General features: G+C 71.9%; 14 protein-coding genes and 2 tRNA genes. 6 read left to right on the top strand and 10 right to left on the bottom strand.

Going from position 1 to position 16,335, the window contains the following annotated elements; all coding sequences use genetic code 11:
- Nucleotides 1–7: 7 nt before the first annotated feature.
- The 7 genes from NDW01_RS11410 to NDW01_RS11380 all read right to left on the bottom strand — a co-directional run bounded on the left by NDW01_RS11410 (nt 8) and on the right by NDW01_RS11380 (nt 6,989).
- A complete protein-coding gene (locus NDW01_RS11410) occupies nt 8–2,227 on the bottom strand; it encodes a transcriptional regulator (protein ID WP_252819635.1) in 2,220 nt (739 codons plus the stop codon).
- Between the two features lies 1 nt (nt 2,228).
- Nucleotides 2,229–2,302, bottom strand: a tRNA-Pro gene (locus tag NDW01_RS11405).
- A 44-nt stretch (nt 2,303–2,346) separates the two neighbouring features.
- Nucleotides 2,347–2,419: transfer RNA gene (locus NDW01_RS11400), tRNA-Glu, on the bottom strand.
- 45 nt (nt 2,420–2,464) lie between these two features.
- Nucleotides 2,465–3,862: an aldehyde dehydrogenase (NADP(+)) gene (locus tag NDW01_RS11395; protein ID WP_252819633.1), complete on the bottom strand. Its 1,398-nt coding sequence runs from the start codon at nt 3,860–3,862 to the stop codon at nt 2,465–2,467.
- Nucleotides 3,859–4,818, bottom strand: a complete 960-nt coding sequence (locus NDW01_RS11390) for a PH domain-containing protein (RefSeq protein WP_252819630.1) — start codon at nt 4,816–4,818, stop codon at nt 3,859–3,861. The genes NDW01_RS11395 and NDW01_RS11390 overlap by 4 nt, the downstream gene beginning before the upstream one ends.
- Nucleotides 4,819–4,830: 12 nt before the next feature.
- Nucleotides 4,831–5,835 carry a zinc-dependent alcohol dehydrogenase gene (locus NDW01_RS11385; RefSeq protein WP_252819628.1) on the bottom strand — a complete coding sequence of 335 codons (1,005 nt, stop codon included), beginning with the start codon at nt 5,833–5,835 and terminating at the stop codon, nt 4,831–4,833.
- Nucleotides 5,832–6,989 (bottom strand): mandelate racemase/muconate lactonizing enzyme family protein, encoded by a 1,158-nt coding sequence (locus NDW01_RS11380; protein WP_252782646.1) that lies wholly within the window; start codon nt 6,987–6,989, stop codon nt 5,832–5,834. Before NDW01_RS11380 ends, NDW01_RS11385 begins: the two co-directional genes overlap by 4 nt.
- 226 nt (nt 6,990–7,215) lie before the next feature.
- Between NDW01_RS11380 and chvE the strand changes: the two genes are divergently transcribed.
- The 6 genes from chvE to NDW01_RS11350 all read left to right on the top strand — a co-directional run bounded on the left by chvE (nt 7,216) and on the right by NDW01_RS11350 (nt 14,587).
- On the top strand, nt 7,216–8,349 hold the full coding sequence (gene chvE / locus NDW01_RS11375) for a multiple monosaccharide ABC transporter substrate-binding protein (RefSeq protein ID WP_305883767.1): 1,134 nt from the start codon (nt 7,216–7,218) through the stop codon (nt 8,347–8,349).
- A gap of 129 nt (nt 8,350–8,478) precedes the next feature.
- A complete protein-coding gene (gene mmsA, locus NDW01_RS11370) occupies nt 8,479–10,026 on the top strand; it encodes a multiple monosaccharide ABC transporter ATP-binding protein (protein WP_252819625.1) in 1,548 nt (515 codons plus the stop codon).
- Nucleotides 10,023–11,267 (top strand): multiple monosaccharide ABC transporter permease, encoded by a 1,245-nt coding sequence (gene mmsB / locus NDW01_RS11365; RefSeq protein WP_252782644.1) that lies wholly within the window; start codon nt 10,023–10,025, stop codon nt 11,265–11,267. Before mmsA ends, mmsB begins: the two co-directional genes overlap by 4 nt.
- Before the next feature lie 35 nt (nt 11,268–11,302).
- Entirely contained in the window at nt 11,303–12,340 is a 1,038-nt protein-coding gene (locus NDW01_RS11360) for a LacI family DNA-binding transcriptional regulator (protein ID WP_252819623.1), read from the top strand.
- Between the two features lie 32 nt (nt 12,341–12,372).
- The gene (gene galT, locus NDW01_RS11355; RefSeq protein WP_252819621.1) at nt 12,373–13,422 is read left to right on the top strand and encodes a galactose-1-phosphate uridylyltransferase; all 1,050 of its coding nucleotides are present in this window, start codon (nt 12,373–12,375) and stop codon (nt 13,420–13,422) included.
- A gap of 34 nt (nt 13,423–13,456) precedes the next feature.
- Nucleotides 13,457–14,587 carry a hypothetical protein gene (locus NDW01_RS11350; RefSeq protein ID WP_252819619.1) on the top strand — a complete coding sequence of 377 codons (1,131 nt, stop codon included), beginning with the start codon at nt 13,457–13,459 and terminating at the stop codon, nt 14,585–14,587.
- Here NDW01_RS11350 and NDW01_RS11345 read toward each other — a convergent pair.
- The 3 genes from NDW01_RS11345 to NDW01_RS11335 are packed head-to-tail and all read right to left on the bottom strand — an operon-like array spanning nt 14,541 to nt 16,311.
- A complete protein-coding gene (locus NDW01_RS11345) occupies nt 14,541–15,122 on the bottom strand; it encodes a hypothetical protein (RefSeq protein WP_252819617.1) in 582 nt (193 codons plus the stop codon). The two genes, NDW01_RS11350 and NDW01_RS11345, sit on opposite strands and share 47 nt — an antisense overlap.
- On the bottom strand, nt 15,119–15,739 hold the full coding sequence (locus NDW01_RS11340) for a DUF4352 domain-containing protein (protein ID WP_252819615.1): 621 nt from the start codon (nt 15,737–15,739) through the stop codon (nt 15,119–15,121). Before NDW01_RS11340 ends, NDW01_RS11345 begins: the two co-directional genes overlap by 4 nt.
- Complete coding sequence (locus tag NDW01_RS11335) at nt 15,736–16,311, bottom strand: hypothetical protein (protein WP_252819613.1); 576 nt, start codon at nt 16,309–16,311, stop codon at nt 15,736–15,738. Before NDW01_RS11335 ends, NDW01_RS11340 begins: the two co-directional genes overlap by 4 nt.
- Nucleotides 16,312–16,335: the final 24 nt, after the last annotated feature.

Genomic DNA, 16,335 nt, shown 5'->3' with positions numbered 1-16,335 from the left:
CCACCCATCAACTCCGCATCCAATGGCCGTTCGCGCTCCAGCCCGTGAGGCGGCGGGCGCTCGGGGCGCCCCCGTCGTCCAGGGCGCCGCCCACCAGCACGTGCCGCAGCCCGGCGAGCACCGGCGCCAGCCGGCGTACGACGTGCTCCGGGTGGCGCCGGGTCTCCTCCTGAATCCCGGCGATGACGGTGATCTGGTCCTCCAGGCCGCACAGCGACAGGAAGAAGACCACCTGCCGCCACGCGTACGCGGCGTCCTTGATCGTGCCGAGCGGGCGCCGGTTCCCCTCCACCTGGGCGACGCGGCGGCACACGGTCGTGAACGCGCGGCGCGCGAGGTCCGCCCAGCCCCCGGCCGGGTCCACGCCGATCGGGTGGACGAGCGCGGCGAGGTTGTGCGTCGTCAGGATCTGCGCCTGTTCGACGACCATGCCGTTGGCCGCGACCCACGAGCCCTCCGCCGGGTTCCCGGCCCGCCCACGGCACACCGCCGCGAACCGGTCCGGCTCGGTGAGGCCGCGGACCGCCGCGTAGTCGATCCCGTAGTACCGCTCGTACAGCGTGCCCTCCAGCACGTCCGCGGCCAGCCGGGCGGCCCGCCCGAACTTCGGGGAGAACGTCCCCATGAAGATGTCGGCGGCCAGCTCTTCGGTGAACGGCACGTCGAGACCCGCGTCCCGGGCCAGCGCGGACAGTTCCTGGATCAGCGGGTTCGGCAGGATCGTCCCCGGAAAGCCCTGCAGCGCGAGCTCCCCGAGCCGTACGAGGGCGGTCCGCGCAGGCCCGCCGCCCGCAGTCGTCGAGCGGTACCCCGCCACCGCGCCGACCCAGGGCAGCTCCTCCAGCCGCACCTGGCTCCGCAGGTTCAGCAGGAGCAGGGACCGTCGGTTCCGGAAGGCACGGTAGACGGCCGTCATCAGCGTGCGCAGCGCGGCGTCCTCGTACGCCTCGGCGGTCGTCACCGCGACCAGCTGGGGGACGAGCTCGGCCAGTACTTCGGCGGACGGGACGAGGCCGCGTTCGACCAGGGTGGCGATCGGGGCGCTGAGCGCCCGCTCGACGATCCGCCGCAGCGCGTCCGGGACCTCGGCGCCCGCGGGCGCACCCTTGCGGGACTCCTCCTCGGTCACCGGCCGGAGCACCTCGTCGACCGAGGGCAGGCCGGCGTCCGGCGGCAGGTCCGCCAGGCGCGCGACGAGGACCTGGGCCAGGGCGTGCAGGGCGGGACGGGAGGCGTTGCGGGCCTGGGCCGTACGGAGCGCGACGTGCTCCGCCGATCCAGGGACGCCGCGACGGCGGATCATGGAGTCGACCGCGTGCTGCAGCAGCCCGCGCCGCCGCGGGTCGAGGCCGCGCCCGGCGACCCTCTCCTCCAGCGCGGCGCGCAGGATCGCGAGGTTCTCCTTGGGGCGGCGGTGCTTCGTGCACAGGGTGTGGACGGCCGCGAGGTCCCGGTACCGCGCGAGCAGAGCCGCCCCGCGCTCCCGCCAGCCGTCGGGCTCGGCGCTCCCGACCCGGCCGGCCTCGACCGTCTCCAGCCAGTGCGTCAGGAGCTCGTCGGCGAAGGGGTTCCAGACGGTGAGCGCCTCGTTCATCGTCGCGACGGCGTGGTTCGGGCGGCGGCCGTCGAGGGTGTCGCGGACCTCGCCGACCGTCTCGCGGTGCACGACCGCACCGCCCGGCGGCCGCGCGGCGGCCGGGCGCGGGGCGAACCGCAGCCGGCCGGCGAACGGGTGGATCGTCTCCAGCAGCGTGAGCGCGGCGAGCCGGTCGCCCGCCCGCAGCAGCCACGCCACCGTGAGCAGCGCCGCCTCCTCCGGCAGGGTGACGTCGTACGCGCCGCCGTCCAGCAGCGCGTACAGCTCGGTCAGGCCCGCGTCGGTGAGGTGGTGGCGGAACAGCGCGTACCGGTCGGCGGGCACGCCGGCCCGGCGCGCGGTCTCGGCCTCGTGCGGCAGCAGCGGCCCGCCGGCGGCGGCCGCACCGGTGGCGAAGCCGCCGCGGACGACCTCTGGCGTGACCCAGGCCGGGAACCCGGCGACGGGCGTGCGCGAACCGACCGTCACGGTGCCGTCCGCCATCCCGGTCAGCATCCGCTCCCAGCGGCGCACGCGCTCCTCCGCGCGCCGCCGGGTCTCGGGGTCCTCGTGACTCGACGCGGTCGTGAACGCCTTGGCCAGCTGCCGTGAGGGGTACCCGGCGCCGACGCGAACCTCGGGAGGAACCATGCCGGCGTGGCGGGTACCGCCCCCGCGCCCTCCGGGTCCCGAGCCCGGTGCTCTGCCTGACTGAGCTACACGCCGATCGCCGCCTCAGCGTAGGAGCCGCACGCGACAACGGAACATCGCCGGCGTGGCGGGTGCCGCCCCCGCGCCCTCCGGGATGAGAGCCCGGTGCTCCGGCTGCTGAGCTACACGCCGATTTCCCGGAGGGTACGGGCGGGGGATCACGTCGGCAACGGAATATCAGCGCACGGTCGGCGGGAGCAGCTCCTCGGGCAGGCCCTGGAAGCAGACCGGGACCTGGAAGCGGCGGATCGCGGCCGTGCCGACCGAGGTGTGCAGCGGCGACGTCGTCGCGGGCCAGGGGCCGCCGTGGTGCATCGCGTGGTTGACCGCGACACCGGTGGGCCAGCCGTTGTAGACGATCCGGCCGACGTGCCGGGCCAGTTCGGCGACGAGGCCGCGCGCCAGGTCGGCGTCGGACGGCTCGGCGTGCAGGCTGGCGGTGAGCGAGCCGGGCACGGCGGCCGCGGCCGCCCGCAGCTCCTCCTCCGAGGAGTACTCGATGATGATCGAGGTCGGGCCGAAGCACTCCTCGGTCAGCTCGGGCCGCGCCGCGAACTCCTCGGCGGTCACCGCGAACAGGCGCGCGCCCGCGCTCTCCGCCACGGTCCGGGTCTCGCCCGCGATGCGCTCGACCCCGGCGCGGAACCCGTCGGTGATCTGCGGCGTCAGCAGGGACGGCGCCGCGACGGCCGCGACCGCCTCGGACAGCACGGGCTCCAGGCCGTGCCCGGCGGGCAGGAACAGCAGGCCCGGCTTCGTGCAGAACTGCCCGGACCCGAGCGTGAACGACCCGACGTAGCCGCGCGCGATCTCCTCGCCGCGGGCGGCGACGGCCGCCTCGGTGACGAAGACCGGGTTGATGCTGCCCAGCTCCCCGTAGAACGGGATCGGGTCCGGGCGGCTCGCGGCGGCGTCGAACAGCGCACGCCCGCCGCGTACCGAGCCGGTGAAGCCGGCGGCCTTGATGTTCGGGTCGTTGATCAGGGCCATGCCCGCCTCGAACCCGTGCACGAGCGCGAACATCCCCTCGGGCGCGCCCGCCTTGGCGAGGGCCTCGGTGATGATCTCGGCGGTACGGGTGGAGGTGCGCGGGTGGCCGGGGTGGGCCTTGACGACGACCGGGCAGCCGGCCGCCCAGGCCGACGCAGTGTCGCCGCCCGCGACCGAGAAGGCGAACGGGAAGTTGCTCGCGGCGTACACCGCGACCGGGCCGATCGGCAGCAGCCCCCGGACGAATCCGGGCTCGGCGGTGTCGCGCTGGAAGCCCTCGCCGCGCGCCTCGCCCGCCAGCAGGCGCAGCTGTCCGGTGGTACGTTCCACCTCGCCGCTCAGGCGGGTGGTGCCGAGAGCGGTCTCGGCGTCGGCGAGCGGCACGAGCTCGCCGGCGGCGGCCTCCAGGGCGTCGGCGACGGCCTCCAGCAGCGCGGCCCGGTCGGGCAGCGGCAGCTCCGCGAGGGGGCGCGCGGCCTTCGCGGCGGCGGCGCCCAGCTCGGCGACCGTCTCGGGGGAGGTCTCCGGCACGCCCGGCTCCAGGCGTTCGCCGGTCCGGGGATCGACTCCGTACAGCAGCGTCATCGCAGGTCTCCGTCGGTGGGGAAGCGGTTCAGGGTGCCGGGCAGGCGGGAGCCGAGCGGGGACATGCCGCCGTCGGCGCCGAGACGCTCCAGGATGTCCAGCGTCAGGCGGCCCCGGTGGACGCGCTCCCGCATGGCGTTGACGGCCAGGTCGCGCAGGTGGCGGCCGACCGGGTAGATGCCGGGCATGTTGCGCAGCCCGAACTTCAGGTAGATCGGCGCGCCGCAGCGGATCAGCTCGGCCGCGTCGTAGAGCCGGACGAACCCGCCGAGGTCGTCGGGCGCCTCGACGTAGAAGTCCATCGGCGCGGCGCTCTGCGCGCGCAGCTCGGCGATCTGCCCGATGGTCAGGTCGCTGGGCACGTTGATGGAGTCGCCGCCGAGCTTCTCCCAGATCGCGTACGCGGCCGGGTTGACCGGCCCGACCAGCGCCGACACCTTGAAGGTGACGTCGGCGGGGAGCACACCGGCCGCGCGCAGCCGGTGCAGCGTCCACAGCACGCCCTCGTCGGCGACGAGCAGGCAGCGGACGCCGAGGGCGACGGCGCGCTCGGCCTCCTCGACGCACTGGGCGAGCTGGTCGCGGCCGCGGGCGCGCGGCCCGGAGCCGCCGGAGGACGCCTTCACGCCGGCGCCGACGTCCCACGTGCCGCGCGGGCCGACGAACAGGCACAGCTCGATGTGGCGCTCCTCGCACGCCTTGACCATCTCGGTGATCTCGGCGTCGGTGAGCATCCAGATGCCGCTGCCCTGGCTGATGCGGTGGACCGGCACCTCCAGACGCTCGCTCTCCTCCAGCGCGGCGGCCAGCACCTCCGGCCCCTCGCAGGAGGGCAGTTCGGTGCGCCAGCTCCCGCCGTCGGGGAACCGGGCCTCCGAGGCGGCGGGGGCGCCGCCGCGGGCGGGCATGCCGAGCCGGTCGAGCAGGTGCTCACCGGGATACCGGGAAACGCTCATTCTGGGGTACTCCTAGGGCTTCAGGATGATCTTGCCGACGTCGTCGCCGCCCCGGCCGAGCAGCGCCACCGCTTCGGGGTAATCCTCCAGCGGCAACTCGTGTGTGACCAGGGGGCCGAGGTCGAGCAACCCGGCGTTGAACGCCCGTACGGCGTGCGCCCAGGCCGCCGACGAGGCGCCGAACACGCTGGTGATGGTCAGCTGACGACCGACGATCATGGATGGGGACAGCATCTCCGGTTTCACGCCGGGGATCCCGGTCAGCACCAGCCGGCCGCCCTTGCGCACCTGCCGGGCGGCGGCCGCCGCCGAGTCGCGGGCGCCCGCGGTCTCCACGACGACGTCGAGGTCGAGCTCGCCGAGCTCGTCCGGGTGGAAGTAGGCCGTCGCGCCGCCCGCCCGCGCGACCGGTTCGCGGCCGGCGCGCGGGTCGCTGACGACGAGCTCGGCGGGGGACGAGGCGGCCAGCAGCTGGATCGTGAGCAGCCCGAGGGTGCCCGCGCCGACCACGCCGACCCGTTCGCCGGGCAGCGGCGCGGCGCGGAGCACGGCGGCGGCCGCGACCGCCGCCGGTTCGAGCAGCACGGCGGCCCGCAGGTCGGTGCCCGGCGGCAGCGGATGCAGCAGCCGCGCGGGCACGATCAGGTGGTCGGCGAACGCGCCGGGCCGGGTGAACCCGATCTCGTCGTAGCCGGCGTGGCACAGGTTCGTGTCGCCCTCGCGGCAGCGGACGCAGGTCTGGCAGCTCACGAAGCCCTCACCGACCGTCGGCAGGCCGATGAGCGCCGGGTCGACGCCGGGGCCGACGTCCGCGACCGTCCCCGACCACTCGTGGCCGGGGACGATGGGGAACGTGCGGTACGCCTCGGGGCGGCCGCCCTCGTACAGCTCGCGGTCGCTGCCACAGATGCCGGCGGCGGCGACGCGGACGAGGACCTCGCCCGCACCGGGCGTGGGCACTTCTCCCTTGACCAGCCGGTGCCGGCCCGGCTGCTCCAGGAGAACGGACCTGCTCACTTGGTCCGAGCCGGGTCGCGGAAGTGCCAGTCCTCTTTGAACAGGTTGAAGTTGGCCTGCTGGCGGGGGAACTCGGCCAGCGCGTCCAGGTCGAGCTCGACGCCGAGGCCGGGGGCCTCGGGCAGCGAGAAGTACCCGTCGACGACCTCGGGCAGGCCGGGGGCCACGCCCTTGATCGCCGAGTCGGCGAAGTCGTTGAAGTGCTCCTGGATCTTGAAGTTCGGCGTGCAGGCCGCCAGGTGCAGGTTCGCCGCGGTGAGCACCGGGCCGCCGACGTTGTGCGGGGCGATGAGGGTGTAGTGCGTCTCGGCGGTGGCCGCGAGCTTGCGGGTCTCCAGGATGCCGCCGATGTGGCCGACGTCCGGCTGGATGATGTCCACGGCCTGAGACTCGAACAGCTCGCGGAACTCGATCCGGTCGTGGATCCGCTCGCCGGTGGCGATCGGCAGGTCGGTGTGCGCGGAGACCTTGGCGAGGGCCTTGAGGTTCTCCGGCGGGCAGGGCTCCTCGAGCCAGCTCGGGTTGAACGGCGCGAGCAGGCCGGCCAGCCGGATCGCGGTCGCCGGGGAGAACCGGCCGTGCATCTCGACGAGCAGCTCGGCCTCGGGGCCGATGGCGTCGCGGACGGCCTCGACGAGGCTCACCGCGCGCATCGTGTCGGCGTAGTCGAGCTCCATCGTGCCGGTGCCGAACGGGTCGAACTTCAGCGCCTTGTAACCGCGCTCGATGACCTTCTTGGCCGCGTCGTGGAAGGCCTCGGGCGTGAGGTCGACGGTGTACCAGCCGTTGGCGTACGCCTTGATCTTGTCGCGGACCTTGCCGCCCAGCAGGCGCCAGACCGGCTGGCCGAGGGCCTTGCCGACGATGTCCCAGCAGGCCATCTCGACGCAGGCGATGCCCGACATCACGATCTCGCCGGCCCGGCCGTAGTCGCCGTACTTCATCCGGTGGACGAGGTCCTCGATGTCGAACGGGTCGGAGCCCTTGATGTGGTTGATCTCCGCCTCGGCGAGGTAGCCGATGAGCGCGTCGGTGTGGCTCAGCATCCGTGCCTCACCGACACCGGTGAGCCCCTCATCGGTATGGACCTGAACGAACGTCAGGTTGCGCCAGGGCGTGCCGGCGACGTGTGTCGAGATTCCGGTGATGCGCATGTGAAGCAACGCTCCTCGTGGTACGGGCCGGAGGCAGGGCCGCGATGACCTCCCGGGAGCCGGATGTTACCGGTCACATGGACAAAGTCAATGGGTGAGCTGCGGTCTGGGCGTTGCCGAATCGTGTCTTGACAGGGGATTTGTGACCGGTAACACTCCCGTCACAGCAGTGGGAAACCAGGCCGTAATACCGGCGTAACCGCCCAGCCCCCACCCAAGGTGAGACATGAAGATCACAAGAATGGCCACGATGGCCACGGGCCTGTTCATGGCCCTCAGCGTGACCGCGGCGTGCGGTTCCAGCACCAAGACCGTCGACAAGAAGGGCACCGACGCCGGCTCGGTCAAGGGCGCGCTGATCGGCGTGACCATGCCGACCAAGTCCTCCGAGCGGTGGATCCACGACGGGGACAACCTCAAGTCCTCGCTGGAGAAGCTGGGCTACAAGGTCGACCTGCAGTACGCCGAGAACGACATCCCCACCCAGGTCAACCAGGTCGAGAACCAGATCACCCGGGGCGCCAAGCTCCTGATCATCGCCTCGATCGACAACAAGTCCCTCAGCACGCAGCTGCAGGAGGCGGCCGACAAGCACATCCCGGTCATCGCCTACGACCGGCTGCTCCTCAAGTCGCCGAACGTCGACTACTACGCGACCTTCGACAACTACAAGGTCGGCGTCCTGCAGGCGACGGCCCTCCTCACCGGCCTCGGCCTGAAGAAGGAGGACGGCTCCGACGGCACCGCCAAGGGCCCGTTCAACATCGAGCTCTTCGCCGGCTCCCCCGACGACAACAACTCGTCGTACTTCTGGAACGGCGCGATGGACACCCTGAAGCCCTACATCCAGAAGGGCACGCTGGTCGTCAAGAGCAAGGAGACGGACTTCAAGACCGCCGCGATCCTTCGCTGGGACCCCGCCACCGCGCAGAAGCGCATGGAGGACCTGATCACCAAGGCCTACGGCGGTGGCACGAAGGTCAACGGCGTGCTCTCCCCGTACGACGGCCTGTCGATCGGCATCCTGTCCGCCCTCAAGAGCGCCGGCTACGGCACCTCCGGCCAGCCGTACCCGGTCGTGACCGGCCAGGACGCCGAGCTCGCCTCGGTCAAGTCGATCCTCAAGGGTGAGCAGTACTCCACCGTCTACAAGGACACCCGCCAGCTCGCCGCGGTGACCGTCAAGATGGCCGACACCGTCCTCAAGGGCGGCAAGCCCGAGGTGAACAACACCAAGGACTACAACAACGGCGTCAAGGTCGTCCCGTCGATGCTGCTCCAGCCGGTTCTGATCTTCAAGGACAACGTCCAGAAGAACCTCGTCGACACCGGCTACTACACCCAGCAGCAGCTGCAGTAGCGGATCGAGGGCGGGCGGCACCGCGGTGCCGCCCGCCTGGCGTCACATGAAGGGCCATGCCATGACCGAGCGGAGCGAGGGAATCATCAGACGCAGCACCTTGGTCATGGGGCCGACGAAGGAGGTTCCATGACCGACGACGCGATTCTGCGGATGAGCGGCATCACCAAGACGTTCCCCGGCGTCAAGGCGCTGCAGGACGTGAACCTGGTGGTGCGGCGCGGCGAGATCCACGCGATCTGCGGTGAGAACGGCGCGGGCAAGTCCACCTTGATGAAGGTGCTGTCCGGCGTCTACCCGCACGGCTCGTACGAGGGCGAGATCCACTTCGACGGCGAGCTCTGCCGCTTCTCCGGCATCCGCGACAGCGAGAAGCACGGCATCGTCATCATCCACCAGGAGCTCGCGCTCAGCCCGTACCTGTCGATCGCCGAGAACATCTTCCTCGGCAACGAGCGGGTCCACCGGGGCCTCATCGACTGGAACAAGACGAACGCCGACGCCGCCGAGCTGCTCGCCCGCGTCGGCCTGGACGAGAACCCCGTCACCCCGGCGATGGACCTCGGCGTCGGCAAGCAGCAGCTCGTGGAGATCGCCAAGGCGCTGTCCAAGGACGTGAGGCTGCTGATCCTGGACGAGCCGACGGCCGCCCTGAACGACTCCGACTCCGAGCACCTGCTCGACCTGCTGCGCGGCCTGCGCGACCAGGGCATCACCTGCGTGATCATCAGTCACAAGCTCAACGAGATCAAGGCGATCGCGGACTCGACGACCATCCTGCGCGACGGCCGCACGATCGAGACCCTCGACATGGAGAAGGACCTCGTCACCGAGGACCGCATCATCTCCGGCATGGTGGGCCGCGACCTGTCGCACCGCTACCCCGAGCACGAGCCGAACATCGGCGAGGAGCTGCTGCGGATCGAGGACTGGACCGTGCGCAGCCCGACCCAGCACGAGCGTCTCGTCGTGTCCGGCGCGAACCTCATGGTGCGGCGCGGTGAGATCGTCGGCCTGGCCGGCCTGATGGGCGCCGGCCGTACGGAGCTGGCGATGAGCGTGTTCGGCCGCAGCTACGGCGTCGGCATCACCGGCCGCATCTACAAGGACGGCAAGGAGATCCGCGTCAAGTCGGTCCGTGACGCCATCCGGCACGGCATCGCGTACGCCACCGAGGATCGCAAGCGGTACGGCCTCAACCTCATCGAGGACATCAAGCGGAACATCTCGACGGCGGGGCTGCGCAAGCTCGCCAAGCGCGGCTGGGTCAACGAGAACGAGGAGGCCCACGTCGCCGAGCGCTACCGCAAGAACATGAACATCAAGGCGCCGACCGTCGCGGCGGTCACCGGCAAGCTGTCCGGGGGCAACCAGCAGAAGGTCGTGCTGTCCAAGTGGATGTTCACCGACCCGGACGTGCTGATCCTCGACGAGCCGACCCGCGGCATCGACGTCGGCGCGAAGTACGAGATCTACTCGATCATCAACGAGATGGCCGACCAGGGCAAGGCCGTGCTGGTCATCTCCTCGGAGCTGCCCGAGCTGCTCGGCATCTGCGACCGCATCTACGCGATGTCGGCCGGGCGCATCACCGGGGAGGTCTCCCGCGCGGAGGCCACCCCCGAGCGGCTGATGCAGTACATGACCCGTTACGACGAGGAGCAGGTAGTTTCATGAGCAGCGTGGCACCGGCCCGCTCGGACAAGAGCGAGGCGTCGCCCCCGTCGCGCGGCGTCGCCGACCGGATCTTCTCCGTCAACCTGCGGCAGAACGGCATCTATGTCGCGTTCGCGCTGATCGTCGCGCTGTTCGCGATCCTCACGCACGGGGACCTGCTCTCGCCGGAGAACATGTCCAACGTCCTCGTGCAGAACTCCTACATCCTGATCCTCGCGATCGGGATGATCCTCATCATCATCGCCGGGCACATCGACCTGTCCGTCGGCTCGGTCGTCGCGGTCACCGGCGCGATCTCCGCGGTGCTGATGGTGAACCACCACATGGCCTGGCCGCTCGCCGTCGTGCTCACCCTCATCGCGGGCGCGATCATCGGCGCGTGGCAGGGCTACTGGATCGCCTACTTCGAGATCCCCGCGTTCATCGTGACGCTGGCCGGCATGCTCGTCTTCCGCGCCCTCACCCTCACCGTCCTGGGCAACCAGGGCATCGGGCCGTTCCCCGACCAGGTGCGGACGCTCGCCAACGGCTTCCTGCCGGGCTACTTCGGCAACGTCGGCCTGGGCGCGCTCGGCGGCGCCGACCTGTTCACGCTGATCCTCGGCGTGATCGCCGTGGTCGGCATCGTGGGCACCCAGTGGCGGGCCCGGCAGGGCCGCGCCGGCTACGGCCAGAAGGTCGAGGCGCTGCCGCTGTTCGTCGTGAAGATGGCGCTCGCGGCGCTGGTCGTGATGTTCATCGTCGTGCAGCTCGCGCGGTTCAAGAACCTGCCGGTCGTGCTCATCATCCTGACCGTCCTCGTCCTCGGGTACACCCTCGTCACCACCCGCGCGGTGTTCGGCCGGCACGTGTACGCCATCGGCGGCAACCTCCAGGCCGCCCGGCTGTCCGGCATCAAGACCAAGTCCGTGGTGTTCTGGCTGTTCGTCAACATGGGCGTGCTGGCCGCGCTGGCCGGCGTCATCTTCGCCGGTCGCCTCAACCAGGCCGGCCCGACCGCCGGCACCAACTTCGAGCTGGACTCGATCGCGGCGGCGTTCATCGGCGGCGCGGCGGTGCAGGGCGGCGTCGGCAAGGTGGTCGGCGCGATCACCGGTGGTCTCATCATGGCCGTGATCAACAACGGCATGTCGCTGCTCGGCGCGCCGAGCGAGCGGGTCATGCTGATCAAGGGCCTGGTGCTGCTGGCCGCCGTCGCGTTCGACATCTGGACCAAGCGCCGCGCCGGCGCCTCCCGGTAAGAGCCGGGACGCCACCGAAAAATAGGATCGGTTCCATGACCGCAGACCCCGAGGAGCGGGGCGACGCGCGGGTCACCACCCGCCCCGGCCTCCGGGATGTGGCCAGGCTCGCCGGGGTGTCGCACCAGACCGTGTCCCGGGTCTTCCAAGGTCACCCACGAGTGACCGCGGAGACCCGGGCCAAGGTCCTGGCCGCCGCCGCCCAGCTGGACTTCCGGCCCAACGCGTTCGCCCGCGCGCTGGCCACCGGCCGGTCGCGCACGCTCGGCGTGGTCAGCTTCGACGCGACCCTGTTCGGGCCGGCGTCGATGATCAGCGAGATCGAGCGCTGCGCACGGGAGGCCGACTACTTCACCAGCGTCATCGCGCTGCAGTCGGCCAGCCAGCGGTCCATCTCGGCGGCGGCCGAGCGGCTGCGCGGGCAGGGCGTGGACGGGCTCATCGTGATCCCCGGCCATGTCCCGCTGACGCAGACGACGCAGCACCTGCCGGCCGACCTCCCCGTCGTCGTGATGGAGAGCGAGACGGTCGTCCCGTCGGTCGGGGTCGACCAGTACACCGGGCCGAAGGCGGCGACGCGCTACCTCCTCGACCTCGGCCACCGGACCGTGCACCACCTGCCCGGACCGATGTCGTGGCTGGAGGCGCGCGAGCGCGCCCGTGGCTGGCGCGACGCGCTCACCGAGGCCGGCGCGCCGGTGCCGCCGACCATCCCGGGCGACTGGAGCGCCGGATCCGGGTACGACCGGGGCCTGCTGCTCGCCGCCGACCCGGACATCACGGCGATATTCGCCGCCAACGACCAGAACGCCCTCGGCGTGCTGCGCGCCCTGCACGAGGCGGGCCGCCGGGTGCCGGACGACGTCAGCGTCATCGGTTTCGACAACATCCCCGAGGCCGCGTACTTCATCCCGCCGCTCACCACGATCCGGCAGGACTTCGCCGCCGTGGGCCGCTCCAGCGTCAGCCTGCTGCTGGAGCAGATCGAGAGCGGCCGACGCAGTGACAAGAAGATAATCATCTCGACCGAGCTGGTCAGCCGCAGCAGTGCCGGGCGGCCTCCCACCCGGTGAACTCCCCACCCGGTCTCCCTGAGAGGAAGACGATGTCCGCCCATGCCGTCACCGCGTCCGCCGCTCGCACGTCCGTGCGGCTCGCGGACGGACGAGAGATCATCTACTTCGACGACGTGCCCGGGTTGGACCGTTCCGCGCCCGACCGGCGGGACCTGCCGCCGTACGAGCCCGCCGCCGAGCTCCGCTACGACGTGCTGCAGGGCGAGGAGGTCCTCGTCGCCGCGCACCGGCAGAACCGCACGTACCAGCCCGCGCCCGGCGAGTGCCCGCTCTGTCCCTCCCATGGCGACCGCCTCAGCGAGATCCCGGCCGACGACTACCACGTCGTGTCGTTCGAGAACCGCTTCCCCTCGCTCGGCGGCCCGGCCGGCGGCCGCTGCGAGGTGCTCTGCTTCACCAGCGACCACGACGGGTCCTTCGCCACGCTCCCGCCCGAACGCCTCGCCACCGTCGGCCGCGCCTGGGCCGACCGCACGGCGGACCTCGGCGCCCGTACGGACGTGGAGTACGTCTTCGTCTTCGAGAACCGCGGCGCGGCGATCGGCGCGACCCTGCCGCACCCTCACGGCCAGATCTACGCCTTCCCGTACGTCCCGCCGGTCCCGCGCCGCATGCTGGCCGCCGCCGAGCGGTTCCGCGCGGAGCAGGGCCGGTGCCTGATGTGCGACGTCGTCGCCCGCGAGGCCGCCGGGCCGCGCGTCGTCGCCGAGACCGACGGCTTCCTCGCGTACGTCCCGGAGGCCGCCCGCTGGCCGTACGAGGTGTACGTCGCCCCGCGCGCCTGCGTGCCCGACCTGCCCGCCCTGGAGGCGGCCCGGAGGGACGAGCTGATGGGCCTGTACGCCGACGTGCTGCGCCGCTTCGACGCCCTGTACGAGCACACGACGCCGTACATGGCCTGCTGGTACCAGGCGCCGGCGCGCGCCTCGCGCGACGCGGCCCACCTGTGCGCCCGGATCTACACGCCGCAGCGCACCGCCGACAAGCTCAAGTTCCTGGCGACGAGCGAGACCGGCGGCGGCGCGTACATCAACGACGTCCTCCCGGAGACCGCCGCCGCCCGCCTCCGCGAACTGTGAGGCTGCGAAGGCGATTCGTCTAGGCTGTGCCGACATGTACGGACGGGTGGCCTTACTGCCGGTCACGACGCTGCGGCTCGCCGGCCGGCACCTGGTGCCGCTGACGCTGTGGTTCAGCGTCGGCTACCTCGCCCGGTACGTCCTCACCTGGGCCGGAGTGACGGTCGGCCACGGTGACCATGAGGGGCTCCGCCGCGTCGCGGCGACCCTCGTCTTCACCGCGCTGGTCACCGTCACGCTCGCCACCGTCATCGGGATGCTGAGCGTGCTCCGCCGCCCGCAGGACGAGTCCCTCACCGGCGCGATCTGCCGGGCGCTGTTCCCCTTCGTCGTCATCTACCTGGCCTGGGGGATGTACAAGGACGACGTCCGCGCGTTCCTGCGCGCCGACATCGAGCGGAACCTCTACAGCGCCGCCCACGGATCGGTGGCCGGCCGCGCGCTCTTCAACAACCTGTGGATGGCGCTGATCGCGGTGGCGGTCGCCTGGGTGCTCAAGCTCCTGCTCGAACCGCGCCGGGAGCGCCGCGTGGTCGGCCCGGTGCTGGCCTACTGCGAGACGGCGTTCACCCTGTTCGCGGTGACCTCGGTGTTCGTGCTCGCGGGGAAGGCGACCGACTGGGTGACGACCCGGCGGATCTGGCCGGCGTCGATCGACCTGAGCGGCCCGACGCCCGACTTCGGGCTCGGCGTGGTCACGCTCCCGCTCGTGTGGCTGGCGATGGCGGCGGTGGCCTGCGGCGTCGGATTCGAGGTCGACGACCACAAGGCGGCGCTCGAAGGCACCCGCCTGCAGCGGGTCGCCGAGAAGGGCGACCGCAGCAAGGTCCTCGTCGCGGTGACGGCCGACTCGCGGGAACGCTGGGTGCCGCTCATCCAGGCGATCCGCCTCATCCTCCGGGCCGGAGCGCCCGCCCTCGGCCTGTTCTGCCTCTGCTACGTCGCCGTCGACGCCGCGGCCGCGTACGGCTTCCGCGGCGCGCTGCACCTCATCGGCCCGGACCACGACCCGGCGGCGTGGAGGCCGATCCTCGTGCCGCTGGAGTTCGCCCGCGAACTGGTGCGGACGGTGCTGCACGTCGCGTTGCTCGCGGCGGCCATCGGGCTCGCGTCCGAGGTCAGCGACGAAACCGCAGCACCGGAACCGGACCCGGTGCCTGCTTGAGCGGGGCGTAGCGCACGACGGGGAAGACCCGGTCCGCGACGTCCGCCGGCACCGGGCCGCCCACGGACACCGTCACGGGACGTCCGACCTCGACCATGTCCAGGAGCGGGTCCCTGTCGAACTGCCAGCGCCGCCCGCGCTCGTCGCGCACCTCGAACAGGTCCTCGAGGGTGGAGGTGCCGTCCTTGTCGAGGGGCGTCATCCGAAATCGCATGCGAACGCCGGTGCTCGTACGCCGCAGGTCCAGCAGCCGCCAGGAGGCGTGGTTCAGCACCGCGCCGCCGCCGGCCGGCACCGTCGTCACCGCCTCGTGGTAGCGGTGCCGGTCGTAGTAGCGGAGCTGCTGCCACAGCGGCAGGCCCACCGCCACCGGCAGGACGACCGCGAGCGCGGCGGCGGTCCAGGCGTTCCGGCGCCCGCCGCCCGGCCGTCCGGCCTCGGGTTCCTCGGGGCTCGGCCGTCCGGCCCCGGGCTCCTCGGATGGCTCGGCGCTCGGCCGTCCGACCTCGGGGGCCTCGGATGGCTCGGCGCTCACGTGCCCGCCCCCCGAATCGTCGCGCGTTCCGGCGCGTTCGCGACCAGCCGCCGCGCCCCGGCCTCCGTGAGGCCCAGCGGGACGTCGGCCTCCGCGGTCAGCTCGAAGCCGAACGCGGGGAAGTCCTTCGGCGGGTCCTTCTCGTTGGCCGCGCGGTCGGAGACGACGAACGTGGCACCGGCCAGCTTCGACGGCGGCACCTCGAAGACGAACGAGCCGTGCGTCCACACGCCCGGAACCAGCGTCGCCATCTCGACCGGGTCGCCGTCGTTCGCGATGACGTTCTTGACGGTGTCCCGGTAGACGTAGCCGTCGCGGGTGCGCAGCAGCGCGGTGGTGAGGAGCAGCGGCGCACGCCGGCTCTGCGCGGAGACGGCGACGATGACGAAGACCCCGTCGGGCCGGACGACCTGGTCCCCGTCGGGCGTGGCCGATCGGGCCGCCGTGACCCGGTCCACGCGCACGACGAACCCGCCCGCGCGGACCGGCGCGCCGATGCGCCCCTCCGTGGCCAGCGGGGCGTACCGGTGGTCGTAGTCGTCGGGCGTCCTGCCCTTCACCCACCACGCGGCGACCAGCAGCGCGAGCCCGGTCAGCGCGGCGACGACCCGTCTCACTCCTCCTCCCGGCGCAGCGTCAGCGGAACGGCGAACTCGCCCGGATCCTTCGCGTTCGAGCCGACGGGCTTGCGCGACACCCAGACCACGTGACCGTAGAAGAAGTCCTCCCGGTGGTCGTAGCGCCACATCTCGAGGCGGGCGTGGAAACCCGGCGGTACGACGCTGCCGCGCGGCATGACGTACGTCAGCGCGACCGTGAACGGCACGTGCGGTGGAAGCATGTTCGTGTCCGCCCCCTGGCTCGACCCCTGCGCCATGGCCGCCCTGGGCGAAGGACCGCCGGCGGTCGCCAGGGAGATCGCGTTGACCGTGAAGTCGCTCAGGAGGACGGACGTACGGTCCTCGCTGGTCACCTGCAGCGTCACGGTGAGCAGCAGGACGCCGTTCTGCCGCCGGTGGACCAGCGCCGCGTCGGTCACGCGGACGGTGTACCGGCCGAGGTCGACGAGCGCGCCCGGCGGTCGCGTACGCGGCCGGGTCGCGGCCCGCAGGCCGCCGGTCGCCCAGACGGCGGCGAGGAGCGCCAGGACCACCGCCACGGAGACGCCCAGCAGCAGTCGGCGCGCCATGCCCTCTCCCGGATCGATGGACCC

It is taken from the genome of Actinoallomurus soli (assembly GCF_024055715.1).
Classification (GTDB): domain Bacteria; phylum Actinomycetota; class Actinomycetes; order Streptosporangiales; family Streptosporangiaceae; genus Actinoallomurus; species Actinoallomurus soli.
The sequence above is the reverse complement of the archived record's forward strand: the minus strand, read 5'-3'. Positions and strand labels throughout refer to the sequence as shown.